Source organism: Micromonospora sp. NPDC005291, from assembly GCF_040607415.1.
Lineage (GTDB): Bacteria > Actinomycetota > Actinomycetes > Mycobacteriales > Micromonosporaceae > Micromonospora.
The window spans coordinates 1-21700 of record NZ_JBEXGR010000039.1; the positions used below are offsets into that span (position 1 = coordinate 1).

Below are 21700 nucleotides of genomic sequence, written 5' to 3' on the forward strand. Positions count from 1 at the left end.
TGTGACTCCTGGCGCGGATCCGACAACGCCCTGCTGTTCGACTGCGGCGGCAACAAGAAGGCGGCGTACACCAACGTCCTGAACGCCCTCAACGCGGGCTCGAACCCGCCCTCCACGCCCCCGCCGGGCTCCCCGGTGGACACCAGCGCCTGGTACGTGTTGGTGAATCGCAACAGTGGCAAGGCGCTGGACGTGTACGAACGGGCGACCAGTGACGGTGCGCGGATCACCCAGTGGGCCCGGAATGACGGAGCATGGCAGCAGTGGCAGTTCGTGGACTCGGGTGGCGGCTACTACCGGCTGAAGTCCCGGAACTCCGGCAAGGTGCTGGACGTCTACAACTTCGCCACCTCTGACGGCGCTGCGATCGTGCAGTGGAGCGACGGTAACGGTACGAACCAGCAGTTCCGGCTGGCCGAATCCGCCGGTGGTTACATACGTGTGATCAACCGCAACAGCGGCAAGGCCGTCGAGGTGCAGGGCGCGTCCACCGTTGACGGGGGGAACATCGTTCAGTACGCCGACTGGGGTGGCAACAACCAACAGTGGCAACTGGTCCGCATCGGGTAGCGACCGTCACGATCGACCCGGGTGGTCGGGAGTTGCCGGCCAACCGAGCTGAGGCAGCACCCGTACGGCGACGTGTCGAGGCAGGTACAGGAATGGCGGCCCGCCCCGGTGGGGCGGGCCGCCCCGACCGTCACACGGCCGTACAGCTCAGACTGGTCGGTGGTTGGCTGTTGCCGCTGGTGGCGGCGCTGATGTAACCCGCAGTGGTGGATGCCCCCGCCGCTAGTTGCCCGTTATAGCTGGCGTTGGTGACGGTCACCTGGTTGCCCTGTTGGCTGTGGGTGCCGTTCCAGGTCTGGGACACCGTCTGCCCGCTGGGGAGGGTGGCGCTCACCCGCCAGCCGCCGATCGGCACGGACCCGGTGTTGGTGATCGTCAGCCGCCCCTCGAAACCGCCCTGCCAGGAGTTGACCACCGTGTTGGTGACCCCACAGGACAGTCCGCCCGGGTCCGTCGGCGTCGGCGTGGTCGTCGGCGTCGGCGTCGGCGTGGGCGCGCTGGTGGGCGTGGGCGTGGGCGTTGGCGTGGGCGTGGGGTCGGCACCGGTCTGGAACTGCCACCAGTTGACATTGAAGAGGTTCCCGCTGCCGCCGGTGAACCTCAGGTACAGGTCGTGGGTAGCGGTCGCCCCGGTCACCGGGCAGGAGACGGTCTGCCAGGTCTGCCAGCCGCCGGTGCCGGGCACGGTGCAGGTGCCCACCCGGGAACCGGTGGGGCCGTCCAGGCGGACCTCGATGGTTCCGCCGCTGGCAGCCGAGGCCACCCGCGCGTTGAACGAGGTCGCGCCGGCGCCGAACGCGACGCCCTTGACCTTGACGTAGTCGCCGTTCTCGATCCAGCCGACGTTCATGCCGCCCTCGCTCGACGGTTCCGTCTCGATGCCGGAGCCCCACGCGATCGTCTCGGCCTCCTGCCGCACGTACGGATTCAACGTGCCCACCTGCGGCGCACCCGTGGTGCTCATGGTGATCGTCGGGAACGTGCCGTTGGAGTTGTACGTGAACTTCTCCACCGCGACCGACCGGGTGTAGCCACCACCACCGGGCAACGCCCCGTTGTGATAGAAGAAATACGAACCGCCGTTGAAGTCCACGACGCCCGCGTGATTGGTGAAACTCCCACCCTGCCGAGGCATGATCGTCCCCCGATACGTCCACGGCCCGGTCGGGCCCGGAGCCGTCGAGTACGCGATGAACTCCGAGCAGCACTCCGCCGCGAACACGTTGTAATACAAGCCGTTGCGCTTGAACACCCACGGCCCCTCCTCATACAGGGTGGGCCGACTCGCATTCCCGCTACGGGTGCCGAACCCCGCCGTGGTCAGCGTGATCCTGGTCGCGCTGCCCGAGAAGGAAACCATGTCCGGGTTCAACTTCACGTACCACAGACCCGGGTTACCCCAGTACAGGTACGCCTGCCCATCGTCGTCGACGAACACCGTCGGATCGATCTCACCATTGCCCACCAACGGGCGGCCGATAGCGTCCCGGAACGGCCCCGTCGGGCTGTCACCCACCGCCACACCGATCGACATCGAATTCGTCGCCCGGTTCGTCACCGGCACGTACCAGTAGAACTTCCCGTTGCGGGCGATGACCTGGCCGGCCCACGCATTCGCGCTGGCCCAACTGAAAGTGCTCACATTCAACGGCGAACCATGATCGGTCCAGTTGACCATGTCGGCGGACGACCACACCCGCCACTCCTTCATCGTGAAGTACGTCGAACCATCCTCGTCATGCCCGGTGTACAGATACACCCGACCGTTGTGCACCAACGGAGCCGGATCAGCCGTATAGATGTGCTGAACAATGGGGTTGTCAGCCTTCGAAGCGCCGGCCGGAACCAGCGCGAGGACGCAGACCAGGCTCGCCAGCCAGGCGACCGAGCGCCTCAGTCTGACCAGTGGTGGCAGTGCGGGTTTCACGAGTACCTCCGGGGGCGGTTGATGGTGTCCGAACGGGCACCCGGCCCGGTGCGGACGTCACCGCTTGTGGCATCGCGCCGGTCTGGGAAGCCGCTGTTCGTCGTTGGTGAGTTGGCGGTGCAGGGGGAATGGCGCCGGGTTGGTTGCCGGTGCCTGGAATCCGAACTCACCCGTACCGTGGCCGCGAACCACCGGTCCACGCCCGGCCATCGGCCTGCCCTGGGGTGACGTTGGCGCCGAGGTGCGACCAGCGCGGCTCGCCCGGTTAGCCACCGCCGGCACGTCGCCCTCGTCCATCGACTGTGAGCGATAACATGCGCTTCGTCAAGTCACCTGGACCGCCGAGACGTTGGGTTCAGCGAGCCGTGGCGTTGGAGTGGCGCAGGCCGACGGGATCGACGTTGGTCGTTTGACGTATGACGTCGTTAGCGCTAATTTTTCACTCGCGGAGCACGTGGCTGCCGGGAGTCAGATGATGCACCGCCGCAGTCAGCGCAAGCCTGCTTCACGGGCGGCTCGTGGCATGGCCAAGCACCTGCGCCATGGCCGCATCTCGCCCGCACAACACCTCAGACGTGCTGACGCCACCACCAGACGCCGGCACGCACGCCAGGGCACCCGCGCGTTCTGCTCGTGGGTGACCCCGATCGAAGGAGTGGATCATGAAGGCCATCGGTGAGGCTCGTCCCGCCTCTCCACAGAGACGTCGCTGGCGGTCAGGGTTGGCCGCGGCGGCCGCCGCGGTCATGGCGGCCGGCACGCTCGTCGCGGTCAACGCGACGCCCGCGGCGGCGGCGACTGTGGACACCAACGCCTGGTACGTCCTGGTGAACCGCAACAGCGGCAAGGCGTTGGACCTGTACGGCTCGGCCACCAACGACGGCGCACGGATCAGCCAGTGGGCGCGGAACAACGGCGCGAACCAGCAGTGGCAGTTCGTGGACTCGGGGGGTGGCTACTACCGGCTGAAGTCCCGGCACTCGGGCAAGGTGCTCGACGTCAGCAACTTCTCGACCGCCGACGGTGGCGCGATCGTGCAGTGGGCTGACCTCAACGGGACGAACCAGCAGTTCCGGTTGGCCGACTCGGACGGCGGTCACGTCCGGCTGATCAGCCGACACAGCGGCAAGGTCGTGGAGGTGCAGGGAGCTTCCACGGCCGACGGCGGGAACATCGTGCAGTACTCCGACTGGAACGGCACCAACCAGCAGTGGCAGCTCGTCCGCACGGACGGCGGTAACCCGCCGCCGTCGGGTGGTAACGGGTGCGGCAAGGCGCCGACGCTGTCCAGCGGCACGCACACGATTCAGAGCAACGGAAAGAGCCGCTCCTTCATCCTGCGGATGCCCGCCAACTACAACAACAACAACCCCTACCGGCTGATCTTCGCATTCCACTGGCGGGGCGGCACCATGCAGGAGATCTCCTCCGGCGGCACCAGCGGAACTCCCTGGTCCTACTACGGGCAGCAGGAGCAGTCGAACAACAGCGCGATCCTGGTCGCGCCCCAGGGGTTCGGCAACGGCTGGGGCAACGCCGGCGGTGAGGATATCACCTTCGTCGATGACCTGGTCAGCCGGATCGAGAGCGACCTCTGTGTCAACCCGAGGCAGCGGTTCGCCCTCGGCTTCAGCTGGGGCGGCGGCATGAGCTACGCCATCGCCTGCGCACGGGCCAACGCCTTCCGGGCCGTCGCGGTCATCTCCGGCGGGCAGATCAGCGGGTGCAGCGGCGGTACGCAGCCCATCGCGTACTTCGGACTGCACGGCATCTCGGACAACGTCCTGAACATCTCCCAGGGGCGGTCGTTGCGCGACACGTTCGTCCGGAACAACGGTTGCACCGCACAGAACCCGCCCGAGCCGGGGGCGGGCAGCCGCGCGCACATCACGACCATCTACTCGGGCTGCAGGGCCGGGTACCCGGTGCAGTGGGCCGCGTACGACAACGGTCACATGCCCGGCCCGGTGGACGGAACCTATGCCGAGAGCGGCATCACGACCTGGACCAAGGGTGAGATCTGGAGGTTCTTCGCGCAGTTCTCCTGACCCCGGTCGCCGACCTGACGGCGTTGAGGTCGGGCAGCGCCTGCTCCTGCACTGGGAGTGGGCGCTGCTTCGGCTCGGCTGACCTGACGGCGGCCCGTCGTCGGGTCAGCGTTGGAGACGGACCGGGCTGCCCGACCCGCTGCGGCGGACCAGCCAGGCCTCGGTGATGTGGGTGAACATCGCCTCGGCGGCACCGATGGAGTCATGAGCGGCGATGCGCTCGTAGATGCGGCGGTGGCCCTGGTTGGACGCCACGCACAACGAGCGTTCGGTTCGGCCCATGTAGCTAGCGGTGTTGATGACCTGGCTCTCCAGCGCCCGAACGACACCGCGAGCGATGCGGTTCCCGGATGCCTGCATGACCGTGTCGTGGAAGGCCCGGTCGTGCTCGTGGTACGTGACGTGGTCGTCGACGAGTTCGTCCATCCGGTCCACCAGGGCGCGCAGTCGGTCGATGGTCTCCGCGTCGGCGAGGCGGGCGGCGACGTTCGCCATGTCGGACTCGAGAACCCGCCGGGTGACGACGAGGTCGTCGAGGATGGCGAGGGTGTCGTCGTCGGCGATGGCGGCCCCGAGGACGAGCTCGTCGAGCATGTCCCAGTTCGACGGTGGGGTGACCATCGTGCCGGCACCCTGGCGGACCTGCACCAGCCCCTTCTCCTGGAGGATCTTCACTGCCTCCCGGACGACGGTCCGGCTCACGGAGAAGGTCTCGCAGAGGATCGGCTCGGGCGGCAGGGACGTCCCGGACGGGTGGACGCCACGGACGATGCGCTCCACCAGCTCGGCCGTGACCGCCCTGGCGAGGTTGGTCGGTCGACGCACCCACGCCGGGGTCGCCGAATTATTCAGGGCTGTCTCCTGCGGTGGCGTCATGTCCCCCTCCGAATGGCTCGCCGTGGCACGACGTCCGGCTCAGTGTACGGCCGAGTATTGACGTAACACGTCATACGAGTTACGTTCCGCTCATATTGGCGTGGCGGCGCGTCCGCTGGGCCACCCCACGTTCAGAGGTGACAACTGATGAGACAGCGAGCAATATGGTCGGCCGTCCTCGTTGTGGGACTGGCCTTGGCCGGCTGTGGAAGTGCCACCGGTTCGGGCTCGTCAAGCGGGTCGGACGGCAAACTGGTGGTGTGGGACTGGAAGTCCGGTGAGGCGTTCGCCGCATCGTATCTGGACAAGGCGAAGGCCGACTTCAAGAAGAAGCATCCCGATGTCACGGTCGAGTTCGTCGCGCAGCCCTTCGATCAGTACTACACGCTGCTCGGTGCGGCGATCCAGTCCGGCAAGGGCCCCGACGTCATGCTGTTCAACGGCGGTGGCCAGATCCGCGACCGGGTGGACGCGCTGGTGCCGCTCGACGACTACGTGGCCGACGACAGGCAGCGGCTGGCCGGTTGGGACGCCTTCACCAAGGACGGCAAGGTCTACGCCAGCCCGGTGACGCTGCAGGGCCACCCCATCTACTACAACAAGGCGATCTACCAGAAGGCCGGGCTCGACCCGGCGAGCCCGGCCACCACGTGGGACAAGTTCGCCGCCGACTGCGCCGCCATCGCCAAGGCCGGTGCCAAGTGCTTCGCCCTCGGCAACAAGGAGGGCGTCGGCATCCAGTTCTGGCTCTCCAGCCTGGCGTCGGCCACCCTCACCGCCCAGGAGTACGACGCCTGGATCGCCGGGAAGCGCGACTGGAACTCGCCCAACGTCAAGCGGATCTTCCAGCTCTGGAAGGACGCCGGCGACGCGGGTATGAACAACGACGGGGCCAACTCGACCGCGATGTTCAACGACTCGTTCGCGCTCTTCCAGTCCGGTAAGGCCGCCCACGTCATGGGGTTGATGTCGGACGTGGGGCACTGGAAGGACTTCAACGAGTTCCTGACCGCCGACAAGCTCGGCGTCATGAGGGCTCCGGTCGTCACCGCCGGCACCACCCCGAGCCTTCCGTACGACGGTGGCATCGGCTACGGGGTTGCCAAGTGGACGAAGGACCCGAAAGTTGCCGCCGACCTGGTGCGCTCCCTGACCTCGACCGACGCGCTGAAGGCCTTCTACGCCGACGCAGGCGCGATCGCCGCCGACACCACGATCGACGTGTCGCAGGGCGGCCCGGCTGTCGCCACGATCGTCTCCGAGCTCAAGAGCGGTAAGCCCGCTCTGCATGTGGCCCTGTCCTCGAAGACGTTGGACCTGATGGGCCGGCTCTCCCAGCAACTGCTCAGCGGTTCGATCACCGTCGACGAGGTGGTGAAGCAGTTGGCCGCTTCCGACCAGGCGGGCTGACCTCGTGCCGATCGGAAACACGCAACCGTCGGTCCGTCCGGCTCAGGCCGGACGGACCGGCGGGGCGGCGGTCACCTCCTCCGCGCCGCGGAGAGGCGCACGTCCTCGTCGCGTCGGCGGCGGGCGACGGGCCGAACGCTTCGCCCCCTACATCCTGGTCGCTCCAGCCGTCCTGATAATCGTGGCGCTGCGGCTCTACCCGTTGCTCCTCGGAGTCAACTTCTCCTTCACCGGCGACGGTGCGCAGAACGGGTCGACGGTCGGATTCGGCAACTACCGTGAGCTGTTCGAGGATCCGCTGTTCCGGACCTCGCTACGCAACGTCGGGCTGCTGGTGCTGCTGCTTCCGGTGGCGGTGGCGATCCCCGGTCTGCTCGCGACGTTCATCTACCTCCGGGTGCCCGGTCACCGTTTCTACCGCAGCGTCTACTTCTTTCCCGCGGTGCTCTCGCCGGTCATCGTCGGTGCGATCTTCAACCTTCTGCTCGCCTTCGACGGCCCCCTCAACGCCGTCCTGGGGTCGGTCGGTGCCAGCCCGGTGGACTGGCTCGGCGACCCGGACCTCGCGATGTTCATGGTGGTGGGTGTGCACATCTGGGCCACCTTCGGGATGGCGCTGGTGGTGTTCCTCGCCGGCTTCGCCACCTTGGACGCGGCGCTTCTGGACGCGGCCCGGGTGGACGGGGCGTCACTACGCCAGGTCGTCTGGCATGTGATCATCCCGAGCCTGTCGCGCACCATCCAGTTCGTCTTCGTGACCACGATGATCGGGATGTTGACCTCCATGTTCGGGCTCCTCTTCGTCATGACCAGCGGGGGGCCGGAGGGATCGACGTATCTGCCCGAGTACTACATCTGGATCCAGCAGGGCCAGATGAACCGGCCGGCTCTCGCGTCGGCCGCATCGACGATCCTCTTCGTGATCATGCTCGTGGTGGGGCTGCTGCAGATCAAACTGCTCGAACGAGCGGGAAAGGAGGATTGATGTCTCGCGTCCGTCCGGGATGGTGGTTGGTCGCCATCCCGATGTCACTGCTCGCACTGGCGACGATCTACCCCCTGCTGTTCACCGCCAACGTCGCGATGAAGACGCGGCGTGACTACATCCTCGACCGCTTCTCCCTGACCGATGCTCTGCGCTGGGAGAACATCAGCACGGCGTGGAACAGCGTCGGCATGGGCCGCTACTTCGTCAACTCCCTGCTCGTGGTGACGTCGTCGGTGGTCCTGCTGCTGCTGCTCGGGTCGATGGCCGGCTTCGCCCTGAGCCAGCTGCGGTTCCGTGGGTCGTCGGCGTTGTTCCTGGGCTGCCTCGCGGGTCTCTTCATCCCGTTTCAGGTGATCATGGTGCCGCTCGCCCGGATGATGGCCGACACCGCGCTCATCGACACGTACCCCGGCCTGGTCCTGGTCTATGTGGCCCAGTTCCTGCCCTTCACCGTCTTCCTGATGACGAGTTACTACAAGGGCATCCCGCCGGAGATCGTCGACGCCGCCCGGATCGACGGCAACACCGTGTACGGCGTGTATCGCCGGATCATGCTGCCCCTGGGCACCCCGGCGCTGCTGTCGGTCGGCATCCTCAACGCCCTGTTCTGCTGGAACGACGTCCTCATGGCGCTGGTGATGATGCCCTCGGCCGATCACCGGACGCTCATGGTCGGTGTGACCTCGTTGCGCGGGCAGTACTCCGACAACATTCCCACCTTCGCCTCCGGGGTGCTGATCGCCGCGATACCCGTTCTGTTGGTCTACCTGTTCCTCCAGCGCCAAATTGCCGACGGCGTGGCCGCCGGTTCCACGAAGGGTTGACATGCGCATCACGGGATATCGGACGCTCACCACGGTCCAGGAATGGGGGCGGCCCGTCGGCGATGCCAACGGCGTGTTCGCCGACGGGGTGGTCCCGGTCTCGATCGTCGTCGTCGATACCGACGAGGGCATCTCGGGAGTCGGCCTCGGGCCGCACGTGGAGATCGAGCGGATCTTCGCGGCCATCGAGGGCGAGGACCCCCGCGCCGTGACGACCCTGTACGACCGCATGTTGCGGCACACCTTCAAGGCGGGTCACGCGGGCCCGGTGTTCGGCACCATCGGCGCTCTCGACACCGCACTCTGGGACATCAAGGCGCAGGCGGCCGGCGAGCCGCTGTGGCGGCTGCTGGGCGGACGTGACCGGCGGGTCACCGCCTACGCGTCCGGCCTGGACATCGGGCTGACCGACGATGAGCTCGTCGCGGAGTACGAGGTCTATGCCAGTTATGGCCTACGCGCCGCCAAGCTCAAGGGCGGTCTCGACATCGAGAGCGATCGGCACCGGCTCGGCCTGGTCAAGGACGTCCTGACCGAGGCCGGGCACGGCCGGCGGCCCGGTCTGATGCTCGACGTGAACGAGGCATGGACCCGCAAGCAGGCCGTCCGGCACGTCTGCGAACTCGAACGCACCCTGGACCTGATCTGGATCGAGGAACCCGTCCGGCGCTGGGACGCCGAGGGCCTTGCGGCCGTCAGCCGAGGGGTCTGCGCCTCGGTCGCCACCGGGGAGAACCTCACCGGGCTCGAACAGTACCGTCCGCTCATCGCCGCCGGCGCGGTCGACGTCGTCCAGATGGCCGCCGTCTGGGGGGTCACCCACTTCCTGCGGACGTCCGCCCTGGCCCATGCCCACGACCTGCCGGTCAGCCCGATCGGCAACAGCCCGGTCGGGCTGCTGCACGCCGCGACCTCGGTGCCGAATCACCTGACCAGCGAGCTGCAGGACCTGCATCCACCGGTCGGCGTCTCCATCGACCTGCACGTCGAGGACGGCGCCTTCGTCCTCGGCGACTCACCCGGCCTGGGTGTCCGGATCGACGAGGAGCGAATTCGGATGGCCAACCGCCGTCCGCAGGCGCAGACGGCCGACAGCCCCAACGTCCGGCCGGAGCGGGCCGGACGACGCCTGCTGGCCGGGGTCGACGGCGTACTTCCCGCCCGCCAGGTGCCCGTCGTGCCGCTGCACTCCCGTAACGAGGTGTCGCCCACCGCACGGCACTGAGAAGCCACGTGAGCTGACCGCCAGAAACAAGGGGAGCGTGGGTGCGCCGCCACCGCGGTGCGCCCACGACCATGCCCGGTCGGCACGAGCGACGTACCGACCGTTGAGACGGAGGATCGATGAAGGTAGTCGTCTACCGGGGGGCGCGACACCTCGGAATCGAGGATCGTGAACCGGTGCCACCGGGTCGGGGCCAGGTGCGGATCGAGGTGGCCTACACCGGGATCTGCGGCACCGACCTGCACATCTACCACGGGGACATGGACGCTCGGGTCGGTGACTCAGCGATCATCGGGCATGAGATGTCCGGGCGGATCGCGGCCGTCGGCGAGGACGCCACCGGTTGGAGCGTCGGCCAGGCCGTCACCGTGCTGCCCACCCGACCGTGCGGACAGTGTGCCGCCTGCCAGCGCGGGAACTCCCACATCTGCCACGCCATGAACTTCCTCGGCATCGACTCGCCGGGCGCCATGCAGTCCTCCTGGAACGTGCCGGCGGAGCTGGTCCTGCCGCTTCCCGAGGAACTGCCGCTCGACCACGCGGCGCTCGTCGAGCCGGTCGCGGTCGCCGTGCACGACGTCCGACGCGGGAACGTGACCGCCGACGACCAGGTGGTCGTGGTCGGCGGTGGGCCGGTAGGTGTCCTCATCGCCGTCGTCGCGCAGGGTCGCGGCGCGCGGGTGCTCCTCGTCGAGCCGGACCCGTTCCGACGCGAGGTGGCGGGCGGGATCGGGATCGAGGCCGTCGACCCGGGATCGGCCGACGTCGTGGCGCTCGTCAACGACCGTACCAACGGCGCGGGCGCCGACATCGCCTTCGAGGTGTCCGGTGCCGTCGCCGGCGTCACCACGGCGGTCGACGTCCTCACCACCCGCGGCCGACTGGTGATGGTGGCGATCCACCCCAAGCCCCGGGAGGTCAACCTGCACCGGTTCTTCTGGCGCGAGCTGGAACTCCTGGGGGCTCGGCTGTACCGGCGCGAGGACATGGTGGAGGCGATCCGGTTGGTCGCCTCGGGTGCGATCCCGGCGCGACAGCTCATCTCCCGGGTCGAACCGGTCGAGGCGGCCACCGCCGCGTTCACGGCGCTGGAGGGTGGCGGCGTGATGAAGGTGCTGCTCGACCTGCGGGAGGGCAACCAGTGACCGCCCTGTTCGATCTGTCCGGGCAGACCGCCGTCGTGACCGGGGCCCGGCGCGGCATCGGCCTCGCCATGGCCGAGGCACTGGCCCTGGCCGGTGCCGACATCGTCGGCGTCTCCGCCCAGCTCGAACCGAATGGCAGCGAGGCCGAACGTCGGGTGCGGGCCGTCGGTCGCCGTTTCACCGCGCTGCGGGCCGACCTCGGCGACCGGGCGGCCGTACACCGGTTGGCCCGGGACCTCACCGCTCTCGGGCCCATCGACATCCTGGTGAACAACGGCGGCACGATCGCGCGTACCCCGGCCGTCGAGCACCCGGACGAGATGTGGGACCACGTCATCGAGGTGAACCTCAGCAGCCAGTTCATCCTGAGCCGGGAGATTGGCCGGACGATGGTCGAGCGTGGCCGAGGGAAGATCATTTTCACCGCGTCGTTGCTGAGTTTCCAGGGCGGTATCACCGTCCCCGGCTACGCCGCGTCGAAGTCGGGCGTGGCTGGGCTCACCAAGGCGCTGGCGAACGAGTGGGCAGCCCATGGGGTGAACGTCAACGCCATCGCCCCCGGCTACATCGCCACCGACAACACACAGGCGCTGCGCGACGACCCCGACCGCGCGCAGGCGATCCTCGCCCGGATTCCGGCTGCCCGGTGGGGCCGCGCCGACGACCTCGGCGGTGCCACGGTGTTCCTGGCATCGGCCGCATCGGACTACGTCAACGGAATCGTACTGCCCATCGACGGCGGCTGGCTGGGCCGATGACGGGCGGGCAGGTGCCCGGACGGGCCGGCCCTGGCGATGCCGACCGGGTGCTGGTCTGGGCGGAAACGGCGCGCCGCTTCTCCGGGCTGGAGGCGCCGTGAGGGGGCGAGCACTGCCGCGTCGCCCGGAGGTACGCCTCACCGAGCTGGGCTTCGGCGCGGCCCAGGGTGGCAACCTGTACCGGGCGACGACGGACGAGGAGTTCGCCTCCGCGGTCGACGCCGCGTGGGAGGCGGGCGTCCGGTACTACGACACCGCGCCGCACTACGGGCTCGGGCTGTCCGAACGACGCCTCGGCGCCGCGCTGCGGCACCGGCCGCGCGACGAGTACGTCGTGTCGACGAAGGTCGGGCGACTCCTGGTGCCGTCGTCGCAGGACGCCCACCTGCGGGACTGTGACGGGTTCGATGTTCCCGCGAGCCACCGGCGGGTGTGGGACTTCAGTCGCGACGGCGTTCGTCGCTCGATCGAGGCCAGTCTCGACCGCACGGGGCTGGACCGGATCGACATCGTCTATCTCCATGACCCGGACGACCACTGGGAGCAGGCCGTACGCGAAGCCGTGCCCGCCCTGGTCGACCTGCGTGATCAGGGCGTGGTGGGTGCCATCGGCGCCGGCATGAACCAGTCGGCGATGCTGGCTCGGTTCGTGCGGGAGACCGACGTCGACGTGGTGATGTGCGCCGGGCGGTACACCCTGCTCGAGCAGGGTGCGGCCGAGGACCTGCTGCCCGCCGCCGAGAGCCGGGGGGTGGGCGTGGTCATCGCGGGCGTCTACAACTCGGGGCTGTTGTCGCGGGACCGGCCACCGGCTGACGCGCTCTACAACTACCAGCAGGCACCACGGGAGTTGATCGAGCGGGCGCGGCGGATCGCCGCGGTCTGTGAGTCGTTCGGTGTCACCCTGCCGCAGGCGGCACTCGCCTTCGTCCGCCGGCGGCCGGCCGTGGTGTCGACGGTGGTCGGCGTACGCAACGGGTCACAGACGACCGAGGCGGTACGGCGCTCCGAGGCCGTCGTGGCGGAGGAACTCTGGGACGCGCTGGCGGCGGCGGGACTGCTCGCCACACCACCTGGGCAGGGCGGCTCCGTCCATCCCGCTTGACGGTGACCCCCGGTCGGGACTGGCTCCGTTCATCGGAGACCGGTCCCGACCGGATCGTCACTGGCTGCCGCGACAGCGGCGGATCGTCACGCCAGGGTGAACCGCCACTGCTGGTTGCTGGCGCTGTGGCAGGTCCACTGCAACAGTCGGGCGCCGTCCGTGGTGGCGGCGCCGTTGACGTCCACGCAGAGCCCGCTCAGCACATTGCGCACCGTGTACACCCCGGAGGTTGCCGTCGCGGTGGCGGTGAACTTCTGCTGGTTGCCGTTGTTGCAGGTGGCCTGCTGGAGGTAGGCACCCGCCGTGGTGGAGCTGCCGATCACCTCGACGCACTTGCCGCTGTGGACCGCCTTGAGATAGACCGCACCGCTACCCGCATCGACGGCCTGCCACTTCTGGTTGTTGCCACCGGTGGCCGCCCACTGGTTGATCTGGGCGCCGTCGGCGGTGGAGACACCGCTGACGTCCATCAGCTTGCCGCTGTGCTGCGCCGTGACCGTCCAGGTCCGACCCGCCAGGCCGCCGGTGCTGGGAACACCGACACCCGCGCCACCGAAGGTGTGCGAGTCAAGATCGAACCAGTTGTTGGTGCTGCCCTTGAACACCATGTAGAGCGTCTGGGTCCCCGCGAGGGCGGCAACGCTCACCGGCGGTGTGGACTGGTAGTTGTCCCAGCCACCGGTGCTGGGCACGGGTGTGGTGGCCAGCAGCGTGCCGGTCGGCGAGCCGGCGCGAAGCTCGATCGACCCGCCACCTGACGGCGACGACAGCCGGTAGCTGACGTTCGTGATACCCGACAGGCTCATCGGGGTGAACGCGATCCAGTCGTTGTTGGAGATGTCTCCGACGCGCTTGGTGCTCTCCGCGCCGGCCTGGTCGACGACCCGGGTGCCGGACTGGCTGCTGTAGTACTCGGCCTGCTTGTGCTTGGGCTGGAGGATCACCTGCCCGTAGCCGGTGAGCGGGGCCGCGCCCCCCGCACCGCCGCTGTCGGTGTACCGGGCGTTCAGCACGTAGAACAGGTTGGCGCCGTCGGGGTGTCCGCCGAGCAGGTCGGTGGAGATGGTGCCCGAGCAGCCCGGATACTCGGTGGTCTCGTGCGCGTGGTCATCGTGGCCGAGCGCCGGGTTGAGGACCACCCTGGTGCAGTCGATCGTGCCGCCGTCCGGGTCGGAGACGCTGATCTGGTACGACACCCGGTCACCGAAGGTGAGCATGCCGCCGTTGGACGGGGTGGTGATGGTGACCACCGGCGCGGTGTTGCCGACGGTGATCTGGACGTTGGCGAAGCCCGTCTTGCCGGTGTTGTCGGTGACCTTCAACTGCGCGGTGTAGTTGCCGTTGGTGGTGTAGACGTGCGCCGGGTTGGCTGCCGTGGAGGTGGTGCCGTCGCCGAACGTCCACTGGTAGCTGAGTGTGTTGCCGGGGTCCGGGTCGGCCGTACCGGCGCTGCTGAACTGGACGTTGAGCGGTGCGCTACCACTGGTGGGCGTGCCGACGGCCTTGGCGACCGGCGACCGGCCGCCCTGGATGTAGTCGATGCGGTAGAGCCCAGAGTCGCTGTTGCCGCCGCCGAAGTTGGTGCCCCACTCCAACAGGTAGAGCGAGCCGTCCCGGCCGAACTCCATGTCCATCGGCTTGTTGAACCCGCCCCCCGGCAGGAACGGGTTGGTGCGGGTCACCGCCGTGGCCGAGTCGAAGTGCACCTCCTTGATGTAGCTGCGCGACCACTCGTAGAAGAAGTGCACGCCGTCGTAGTAGGGCGGGAACTTCGTCGCGGACGGGTTCGCCGCGTCGTAGCGGTAGACCGGGCCGCCCATCGGCGCCGAGCCGCCGGAGCCCAGCTCCGGGAAGGTCGGCGAGGTCCCGTAGCCGTACCACAGGTTGGGTGCGACGACGGGCCGCAGGTTTACCAGGCCGGTGTTGTTGGGCGAGTTGTTGACCGGCGCGTTGCAGTTGAACTTCGCGCCGACGACACCGGTGTCCGGGTTGAACGGCGCGTAGGGCTGGTTGTCGCCGTGGCAGAACGGCCAACCGTAGTTGCCGGCCGACTTGATCACGTTGAGTTCGACCAACCCCTCGGGACCGCGGTTGGTGGTCGGTGGGTTGCGGTCCGGCCCGTAGTCGGCCAGGTACACCCAGCCGTTGGCCGGGTCGATCGAGAAGCGGAACGGGTTGCGGAAGCCCATCGCGTAGATCTCCGGGCGGGTCTGCGCCGTGCCCTGGGCGTAGAGGTTGCCCGTCGGGATGGTGTAGCCCCCGCTGGCCGAGGGCCGGACGCGCAGCAGCTTGCCGCGCAGGTCGTTGGTGTTGCCAGCGGTCCGGGCGGCGTCGAGGTTGGCCTTGCCCGACCGCCAGTCCAGCGGGGCGTAACCCTGCCAGTTGGGGTCGAGGTTCGGCGGTGTGTCGTCACCGGTGCCGATGTAGAGATTTCCGTCGGGACCGAATTCGATGTACCCGCCGGTGTGGCCGGGCTCCGGGAACGTGCGGTCACGGTACGCCGGGATGTCGATGATCCGGGCCTCGCTCGACAGGTTGAGCGTGTCGCCGGTGAGCGTGTAGCGGGAGACGCGGTTGACATCGGTCGTGCTGCTCGCTGGCGAGTGGTACAGGTACACGTACCCGTTGCTGGCGAAGTTGGGGTCCAGCGCCATCCCGGTGAGGCCGTCCTCGCCGCCGGTGTAGACACTCAGCGTGGCGGCGGTCACGGTGCTGTTGGTGGAGGGCTTGAAGATCTTCACCTGCCCGCCGCGCTGGACGTAGAGCACGCGCCCGTCCGGGGCCACGGCCATCGCCATCGGGTCGACGGTGTTGTCGTCGAGGGTGCGCTTCTCGAAGTTGCCCCAGACGGTGCCACCGCAGTCGCCGGCGACGTTGCCGGCGGCCCACCGGACGCCGCCCAGGACGTGGTTGCGGAAGTTCGTCTCGCTGTAGGAATCGATCGCGTGGCCCATCGCGGTGGCCCACACCCGTCCGCCGCCCGCGTTGCGGCACCAGGAGATCGGATGGTCCGGGCCCATCGCCCGGGACCCCGGGTTGTACGTGCGCTCGTCGGCGGTCACCAGTACGTGCACGTTGCCGCGTGGATTGGTGTCGAAGTTGTACCACTCCTCGCTGCGGCTCCAGCGATCCGGCAGACCAACCGTCGACGGGTGCTGCTTGTCGGCGACGATGGCGGTGCCGGCCAGCACCCCAGGGGAGTGCTCAGGCATGTGGGCGCCGCCGTTGACGGTCTGGTCCCACCACGGGTACTCGGCCTCGATTCCCATGTCGGTGGCGTTGTGGACGCCGACGATGCCCTTGCCGCTGGCGAGGTAACCCTCCACCGCCTGGCGTTGGGCCGCCGAGGTCCAGACCATGCCCGAGGTCTGGAACATGATGATGACGTCGAAGGTCGCCAGGTTGGCGGGGGTGAAGACGCTCGCGTCCTCGGTCTGCACCAGCTCGAAGTTGTTCGCTGCTGCCTGTTGCTGGAACATCGAGATCCCGGCGGGGATCGAGTCGTGCCGGTAGCCGGCGGTCTTGGTGAACAACAGGGCGCGGAAGGCCGGGGCCGCTGACGCTGGCGGGGCGAGCCCGAGCGCCAGTAACAGGCCGGCGATCACCGCGATGATCAATGAGTTGCGACGCATGCCGTCTCCTAGGTTGGGCGGGCAACGAGATTGCGACCACGGGCCCGGCGACGCGTCAGGTCGTGCCTGGACGCGCGAGGGGCGCGAATGTGCTGGTCGGTCGTCGTGCCGTCCGCCGCAACGGCAGTCAGCCCAGCAGGACGTCACCCAGCGTGATGGTGGCCGTGGTGTTCGTCCCGTGGTCCATGAGGTCAGGATGAGCTAGAGATAGAATACTGTCAATCAATGGTGCGACATCCGATGTTTCGTCAGGTGGGCGGCGGCCACGTCTGGCTGTCTGGTCGCGGCGGCGCTGCCGATCGGCCAGCGGGCCTGGCATTCGCCTCAGATCGAGGATTGCGGACCCGCATTCAAACATCTATCTTCATACGTGTGATGTTTCAACGATGTCAAGGGAATGTTCGCAACGCGAGAACGTAAGCATCCGCGGCCAGCTGCGAAAGCTGGTCGTCCAGCGCCTCGAATCCACCGGGGCACGGTGTGTCGGATCCTGCCGATGACTACTATCTGTGAGGGCTCTCGGGATGTCAGACCCACGGCCGGCGCCGCTGCTCACCCTCCGGGGCATCGGCAAGTCCTTCCTCGGCGTACGCGTTCTCGATGGTGTCGACCTCGATGTCGCGCCGGGCGAGGTCCATGCCGTCGTCGGTGAGAACGGCGCCGGGAAGTCCACCCTCATGAAGATCGTCTCGGGTGGGTACGTCCCGGACGAGGGCACCGTCGAGTTCGCCGGTGAACCACGCACGTTCCGTGGTCCGCGCGACGCCCAGCGGGCCGGCGTCGGCATCATCCACCAGGAGTTCAACCTGCTCCCGGAGCGCACCGTCGCGGAGAACGTCTACCTGGGGCACGAGCCGGTCCGCCGCGGGTTGGTCGACCGTCGCGCGATGCTCGACCGCACCCGGCGACTGCTCGCCTCGATCGGCGAGACCACGTTGCCGGCCGACGCCCGGGTGGGGCGGCTCGGCGTCGCGCAGCAGCAGGTCGTCGAGATCGCCAAGGCGCTCGCCCTGGACGCACGGCTGCTCATCATGGACGAGCCGACCGCCGCACTGGCGGACCACGAGGTCGAGCTGCTCTACGGGTTGGTGCGCCGGCTCCAGGAGCGGGGCATCGGCCTGCTGTACGTCTCGCACCGGCTCACGGAGGTCTTCGACCTGTCCGGCCGGATCACGGTCCTCAAGGACGGCCGTCGGGTCACCACCATGGACACCGCGAACACCACCGCCGACGAGTTGGTGCGGCACATGGTCGGCCGGGAACTCTCCAGCTACTACCCGGACCGGGCCGGCCCCGACGATCTCGGCCCCGTACGGCTCGCCGTCCGCGACGCGGGAAACCGGAAGCTGCGGGGCGTGGGCCTTCAGTTGCGCGCTGGCGAGGTGCTCGGCATCGGTGGCCTCCAGGGCTCCGGGCGGTCGGCGCTGGCCCGTGCGCTCTTCGGGGTGTCCCCGTTCACGACCGGCGAGGTCACGCTCGATGGCAGGCCGGTCCGGCTGCGCTCGCCACGCACCGCGATGCGGGCTGGCATCGCCTACGTCACCGAGGACCGCAAGGGCGAGGGGATCGTTCCCCGGCAGTCGGTGCTCGACAACACGTTGCTCGCCAGCCGGGCCGTCTTCGCGGCGCGGTCCGGTCGCGCCGCCCGCACCGTACGGGCGCGCGAGTTGCTCGCCGCCGTGGAGGTCCGCGCCGCAGGCGACGACCAGGAGATCCGCTTCCTGTCCGGCGGCAACCAGCAGAAGGTCGTGCTGGCCCGATGGCTCGCGCTCAACCCGCGGATCCTGCTCTTCGACGAACCGACCCGGGGTATCGACGTGGGCGCGAAGTCAGCCATCCACGACCTTGTCCGCCGCCTCGCCCGCGACGGCGCGGCCGTGCTGATGATCTCGTCCGACCTGCCGGAGCTGTTGGGGATGAGCGACCGGATCGTCGTCATGCGCGACGGTCACATCGCAGGCGAGTTGCCCGCCGGCGCGACCGAGGAGGACGTCGTCACCCTGGCGGTCGGGACCACGCGAACGGAGATGGCACAGTGAGCGCCCTGTCGCTCCTCCCGGCCCGCCGGCCCGTACCGGGCGTGTTCGTGGCCCTTGCCCTCACGCTCGCGATCGGCTGGCTGGTTGTCCTGCTCGACGGCGGTCAGCTCTTCAACCAGTCCACGACGGTGAGTCTGCTGCACGTCGCAGCCGGCCTCGGGCTCGTCGCCGTCGGCCAGACCCTGGTCATCCTCGGTGGCTCGCTCGACCTCTCCGTGGCGTACGTGATCAGCCTCAGCACACTCGTCGCGGCCGAGACGATGAACGGCAGCGACGGCGCGTTGGTGCCGGCGATCGGACTGGCGCTCGCCGTCAGCGCCGGCGTCGGGCTGCTCAACGGGCTGCTCGTCACCAAGCTCCAGGTCAACGCGTTCATCGCGACCCTCGGCGTCGGGCTGCTGCTCAAGGGGTACCTCGACAACGGCTACGACGGCCCCGCCGGCACCACCTCGCCCACGCTCGTGCAGTCCCTCGGCTACCAGCGCGTCGGTCCGATACCACTGTCGTTCCTGCTGCTGGTCGCCGTGACCGGGGCCGCCTGGTTCGCGCTCTCGCGCACCCGGTTCGGTCACCATCTGGTCGCTGTCGGCGGGGACCCGGAGGTGGCCCGGCTCTCCGGCGTCCGCAACGACCGGATCCTCGTCACCGCCCACGTGCTGTGCTCGATGTGTGCCGGGCTCGCCGGCGTCTATCTCGCCAGTCGGCTCGGCTCCGGGGCACCGAGGGTGGGCACCGAGGGCCTCTACGACCTGGAGTCGATCGCCGCGGTGGTGATCGGCGGGACCGCCCTCGCCGGTGGGCGCGGCGGCGTCATCGGCACGGTCGGCGGGGTGCTGCTGCTTGCCAGCATCGACGCCATCTTCAACCAGCTCGAGGTCGACGCCTTCTTCAAGCAGGTGATCAGGGGAGCCATCATCATCGCCGCGGTCGCCATCTACGCCCGCCGGGCCCTGCGAAAGGCGGCGTCCTAGCCATGCAGACCGTCCAGCGCCGTTCGCTGCCGCTGCGTCTCCCACGGGTTCGCCCCGGTGGCGTCCTGCCGATCCTCACGATTCTCGCGGTGCTGTTGGTGCTCGTCGGCCTCCGGCAGCCCGACTTCCTCGCCCCACCGTCGCTGATGTCCTTCCTCGGCCGTTCGGCGCCGATCATCCTGCTCGCCGCCGGTCAGTACTTCGTGATCGTCGCAGGCGAGTTCGACCTCTCCGTCGGCTCCCTGGTCACCGCGCAGGTCGTCGTCGCCGCCCGGCTGATCGACAGTGACCCGTCCCGTACCTGGCCGGTGGTGCTGCTCCTGCTCGCTTTCGGCGCGCTCGTCGGGCTGGTCAACGGCCTGATCACGACACGGCTGCGGGTGCCGTCGTTCATCACCACCCTCGGCATGTTCCTGATCCTCGTCGGCGCGGTGTACCTGTGGTCCGACGGCGCCCCGAAGGGCGGGCTCTCCGAGGAGTTCCGGCGGTTCGGTCGGCGGGCGTTCGAGGACGTACCGGTGCTCGGTCGCGTGCCGTACGCGTTGCTGGTCCTGGTGGTCCTGGCGGCGGTGGCCGTGCTGCTGATGCGGTCGGACTTCGGCCGGACACTGGTCGCCGTCGGCGACAATCCGCGCACCGCCGAGTTGAGCGGGGTACGCGTCTGGCGTACCCGGACGATCGCCTTCATCCTCAGCGGGCTCGCGGCGGCGGTGGCGGCGATCCTCCTGGGCGGCTACAGCGGCGTGTCGTTCCAGGCCGGCGCTGGCCTGGAATTCGGTGCGATCACCGCGGTCGTCCTCGGTGGTGTCGCGCTGGGTGGGGGTCGCGGTTCGGTCGTCGGCGCGATGCTCGGTGCGCTGACCCTCGAACTGCTGTTCGCCCTCATGAATTTCTACGGCGTCTCCGGCGCCCTCAGGTCGACCGTCCAGGGCGGGATCATCCTGCTCGCCGTGGCGGTCTCGGCAACGCGTTCTTCGTCGAGATAAAGGGGAACCATAGTGCGACGTTTCATGGCGGCCGCGGCCGCTGTCACCCTGCTGTCCCTCGCCGCCTGTGCCACCGATGAGCCGGCCGCGAGCCCGTCGGGCAGTGCCCCCGCGGCTGGGTCGGGCACCGGGGAGCAGTCGAAGTTCTTCGTGCAGGCCGATTACGACGCGGAGCTCTCGCTGCTCGACGCAGCCCCGACCGGTCCGGCCGACAAGCCATGGGAGCAGGTGCTCAACCCGACGATGGTGGACACCGCGAAGTTCAAGAAGAACGGTCCGCACAAGATCTGCTTCTCCAACGCGGCGCTGAACAACCCATGGCGGCAGGTCGGGTTCAAGACCATGCAGGCCGAGGTCGAGGCACAGCGCAGTCGCATCAAGGAGTTCGTGCACGTCGACGCCGAAGGCAAGGACCAGAAGCAGATCGCGGACATCAACGACCTGCTCGGCAAGGGCTGTGACGCGCTCATCGTCTCGCCGAACACCACCGCCACGCTCACCCCGGCTGTCGAGGCGGCCTGCCAGGCGGGGCTGCCGGTCGTCGTCTTCGACCGTGGTGTCAACACGAAGTGCCCGGTGACCTTCATCAACCCCATCGGCGGTTACGGGTTCGGTCACGTCGGAGCCGAGTTCGTCAGTCAGAAGATGAAGCCCGGCGGCAAGGTCCTCGCCCTGCGGATCCTGCCTGGTGTCGACGTCCTGGAAACCCGCTGGTCGGCGGCGAAGGTGGCGTTCGACAAGGCGAAGGTCGACGTCGTGGGGGTCGAGTTCACCGACGGCGATCCGGCCAAGACCAAGAAGATCGTCGACGACTACATCCAGCGGTACGGCACGATCGACGGTGTCTGGATGGACGCCGGAGCGGTGGCCGTCGCGGCGGTCGAGGCGTTCCAGGACGCGGGCAAGCCCGTTCCGCCGATGAACGGCGAGGACCAGCTCGACTTCCTGAAGATCTGGAAGGACAAGAACCTCACCGCGATCGCGCCGACCTACCCGACCTACCAGTGGCGTACGCCGATCATCGCCGCGCTGCGGATCCTCGACGGCCAGCAGGTGTCCAACCCGTGGAAGCTGCCACAGCCGACCATCACCCAGGACAACCTGGACCGGTACCTCGATCCGAGCATGCCGCCGCTGCACTACGCGATGTGCGGCTGCACCGACCTGCCCGGTTACCCGCAGCGCTGGAAGTAGGT

Annotated in this window: 16 protein-coding genes; 13 read left to right on the forward strand and 3 right to left on the reverse strand. The window is 68.5% G+C overall.

Annotated features, from left to right (window positions below; genetic code table 11):
• Positions 1–570, forward strand: a 570-nt coding sequence (locus tag ABZT18_RS30785; protein WP_354997315.1) for an RICIN domain-containing protein, incomplete at its 5' end; no start/stop codon positions are given.
• A 130-nt stretch (positions 571–700) separates the two neighbouring features.
• Here ABZT18_RS30785 and ABZT18_RS30790 read toward each other — a convergent pair.
• A complete protein-coding gene (locus tag ABZT18_RS30790; RefSeq protein WP_354997377.1) occupies positions 701–2446 on the reverse strand; it encodes a family 43 glycosylhydrolase in 1746 nt (581 codons plus the stop codon).
• 713 nt (positions 2447–3159) lie between these two features.
• Between ABZT18_RS30790 and ABZT18_RS30795 the strand changes: the two genes are divergently transcribed.
• Positions 3160–4545, forward strand: coding sequence for an RICIN domain-containing protein (locus ABZT18_RS30795; RefSeq protein ID WP_354997316.1), 1386 nt, complete (start codon positions 3160–3162; stop codon positions 4543–4545).
• 105 nt (positions 4546–4650) lie between these two features.
• Here the strand turns inward: ABZT18_RS30795 and ABZT18_RS30800 are convergent, their stop codons facing one another.
• Entirely contained in the window at positions 4651–5421 is a 771-nt protein-coding gene (locus ABZT18_RS30800) for a FadR/GntR family transcriptional regulator (RefSeq protein WP_354997317.1), read from the reverse strand.
• 147 nt (positions 5422–5568) lie between these two features.
• Here ABZT18_RS30800 and ABZT18_RS30805 point away from each other — a divergent pair, with 147 nt between their 5' ends.
• The 7 genes from ABZT18_RS30805 (at position 5569) to ABZT18_RS30835 (ending at position 12876) form a co-directional block, all read left to right on the forward strand.
• Positions 5569–6831: an extracellular solute-binding protein gene (locus ABZT18_RS30805; RefSeq protein WP_354997318.1), complete on the forward strand. Its 1263-nt coding sequence runs from the start codon at positions 5569–5571 to the stop codon at positions 6829–6831.
• A gap of 181 nt (positions 6832–7012) precedes the next feature.
• A complete protein-coding gene (locus ABZT18_RS30810; RefSeq protein WP_354997319.1) occupies positions 7013–7816 on the forward strand; it encodes a sugar ABC transporter permease in 804 nt (267 codons plus the stop codon).
• On the forward strand, positions 7816–8643 hold the full coding sequence (locus ABZT18_RS30815) for a carbohydrate ABC transporter permease (protein ID WP_354997320.1): 828 nt from the start codon (positions 7816–7818) through the stop codon (positions 8641–8643). Before ABZT18_RS30810 ends, ABZT18_RS30815 begins: the two co-directional genes overlap by 1 nt.
• A gap of 1 nt (position 8644) precedes the next feature.
• The gene (locus ABZT18_RS30820) at positions 8645–9868 is read left to right on the forward strand and encodes a mandelate racemase/muconate lactonizing enzyme family protein (RefSeq protein ID WP_354997321.1); all 1224 of its coding nucleotides are present in this window, start codon (positions 8645–8647) and stop codon (positions 9866–9868) included.
• A gap of 119 nt (positions 9869–9987) precedes the next feature.
• Positions 9988–11013 carry an alcohol dehydrogenase catalytic domain-containing protein gene (locus ABZT18_RS30825; RefSeq protein ID WP_354997322.1) on the forward strand — a complete coding sequence of 342 codons (1026 nt, stop codon included), beginning with the start codon at positions 9988–9990 and terminating at the stop codon, positions 11011–11013.
• Positions 11010–11771 carry an SDR family NAD(P)-dependent oxidoreductase gene (locus ABZT18_RS30830; protein ID WP_354997323.1) on the forward strand — a complete coding sequence of 254 codons (762 nt, stop codon included), beginning with the start codon at positions 11010–11012 and terminating at the stop codon, positions 11769–11771. Before ABZT18_RS30825 ends, ABZT18_RS30830 begins: the two co-directional genes overlap by 4 nt.
• Before the next feature lie 97 nt (positions 11772–11868).
• Positions 11869–12876, forward strand: a complete 1008-nt coding sequence (locus ABZT18_RS30835; protein WP_354997324.1) for an aldo/keto reductase — start codon at positions 11869–11871, stop codon at positions 12874–12876.
• A gap of 86 nt (positions 12877–12962) precedes the next feature.
• On the opposite strand, the gene ABZT18_RS30840 is transcribed toward ABZT18_RS30835, so the two are convergent.
• Positions 12963–16508 carry a ThuA domain-containing protein gene (locus ABZT18_RS30840; RefSeq protein ID WP_354997325.1) on the reverse strand — a complete coding sequence of 1182 codons (3546 nt, stop codon included), beginning with the start codon at positions 16506–16508 and terminating at the stop codon, positions 12963–12965.
• Between the two features lie 524 nt (positions 16509–17032).
• On the opposite strand from ABZT18_RS30840, the gene ABZT18_RS30845 reads away from it, so the two are divergent.
• The 4 genes from ABZT18_RS30845 to ABZT18_RS30860 are packed head-to-tail and all read left to right on the forward strand — an operon-like array spanning position 17033 to position 21698.
• On the forward strand, positions 17033–18547 hold the full coding sequence (locus ABZT18_RS30845) for a sugar ABC transporter ATP-binding protein (RefSeq protein ID WP_354997326.1): 1515 nt from the start codon (positions 17033–17035) through the stop codon (positions 18545–18547).
• On the forward strand, positions 18544–19518 hold the full coding sequence (locus tag ABZT18_RS30850) for an ABC transporter permease (RefSeq protein WP_354997327.1): 975 nt from the start codon (positions 18544–18546) through the stop codon (positions 19516–19518). Before ABZT18_RS30845 ends, ABZT18_RS30850 begins: the two co-directional genes overlap by 4 nt.
• Before the next feature lie 2 nt (positions 19519–19520).
• Positions 19521–20504, forward strand: a complete 984-nt coding sequence (locus ABZT18_RS30855; RefSeq protein ID WP_354997328.1) for an ABC transporter permease — start codon at positions 19521–19523, stop codon at positions 20502–20504.
• A 12-nt stretch (positions 20505–20516) separates the two neighbouring features.
• The gene (locus tag ABZT18_RS30860) at positions 20517–21698 is read left to right on the forward strand and encodes an ABC transporter substrate-binding protein (protein ID WP_354997329.1); all 1182 of its coding nucleotides are present in this window, start codon (positions 20517–20519) and stop codon (positions 21696–21698) included.
• Positions 21699–21700: the final 2 nt, after the last annotated feature.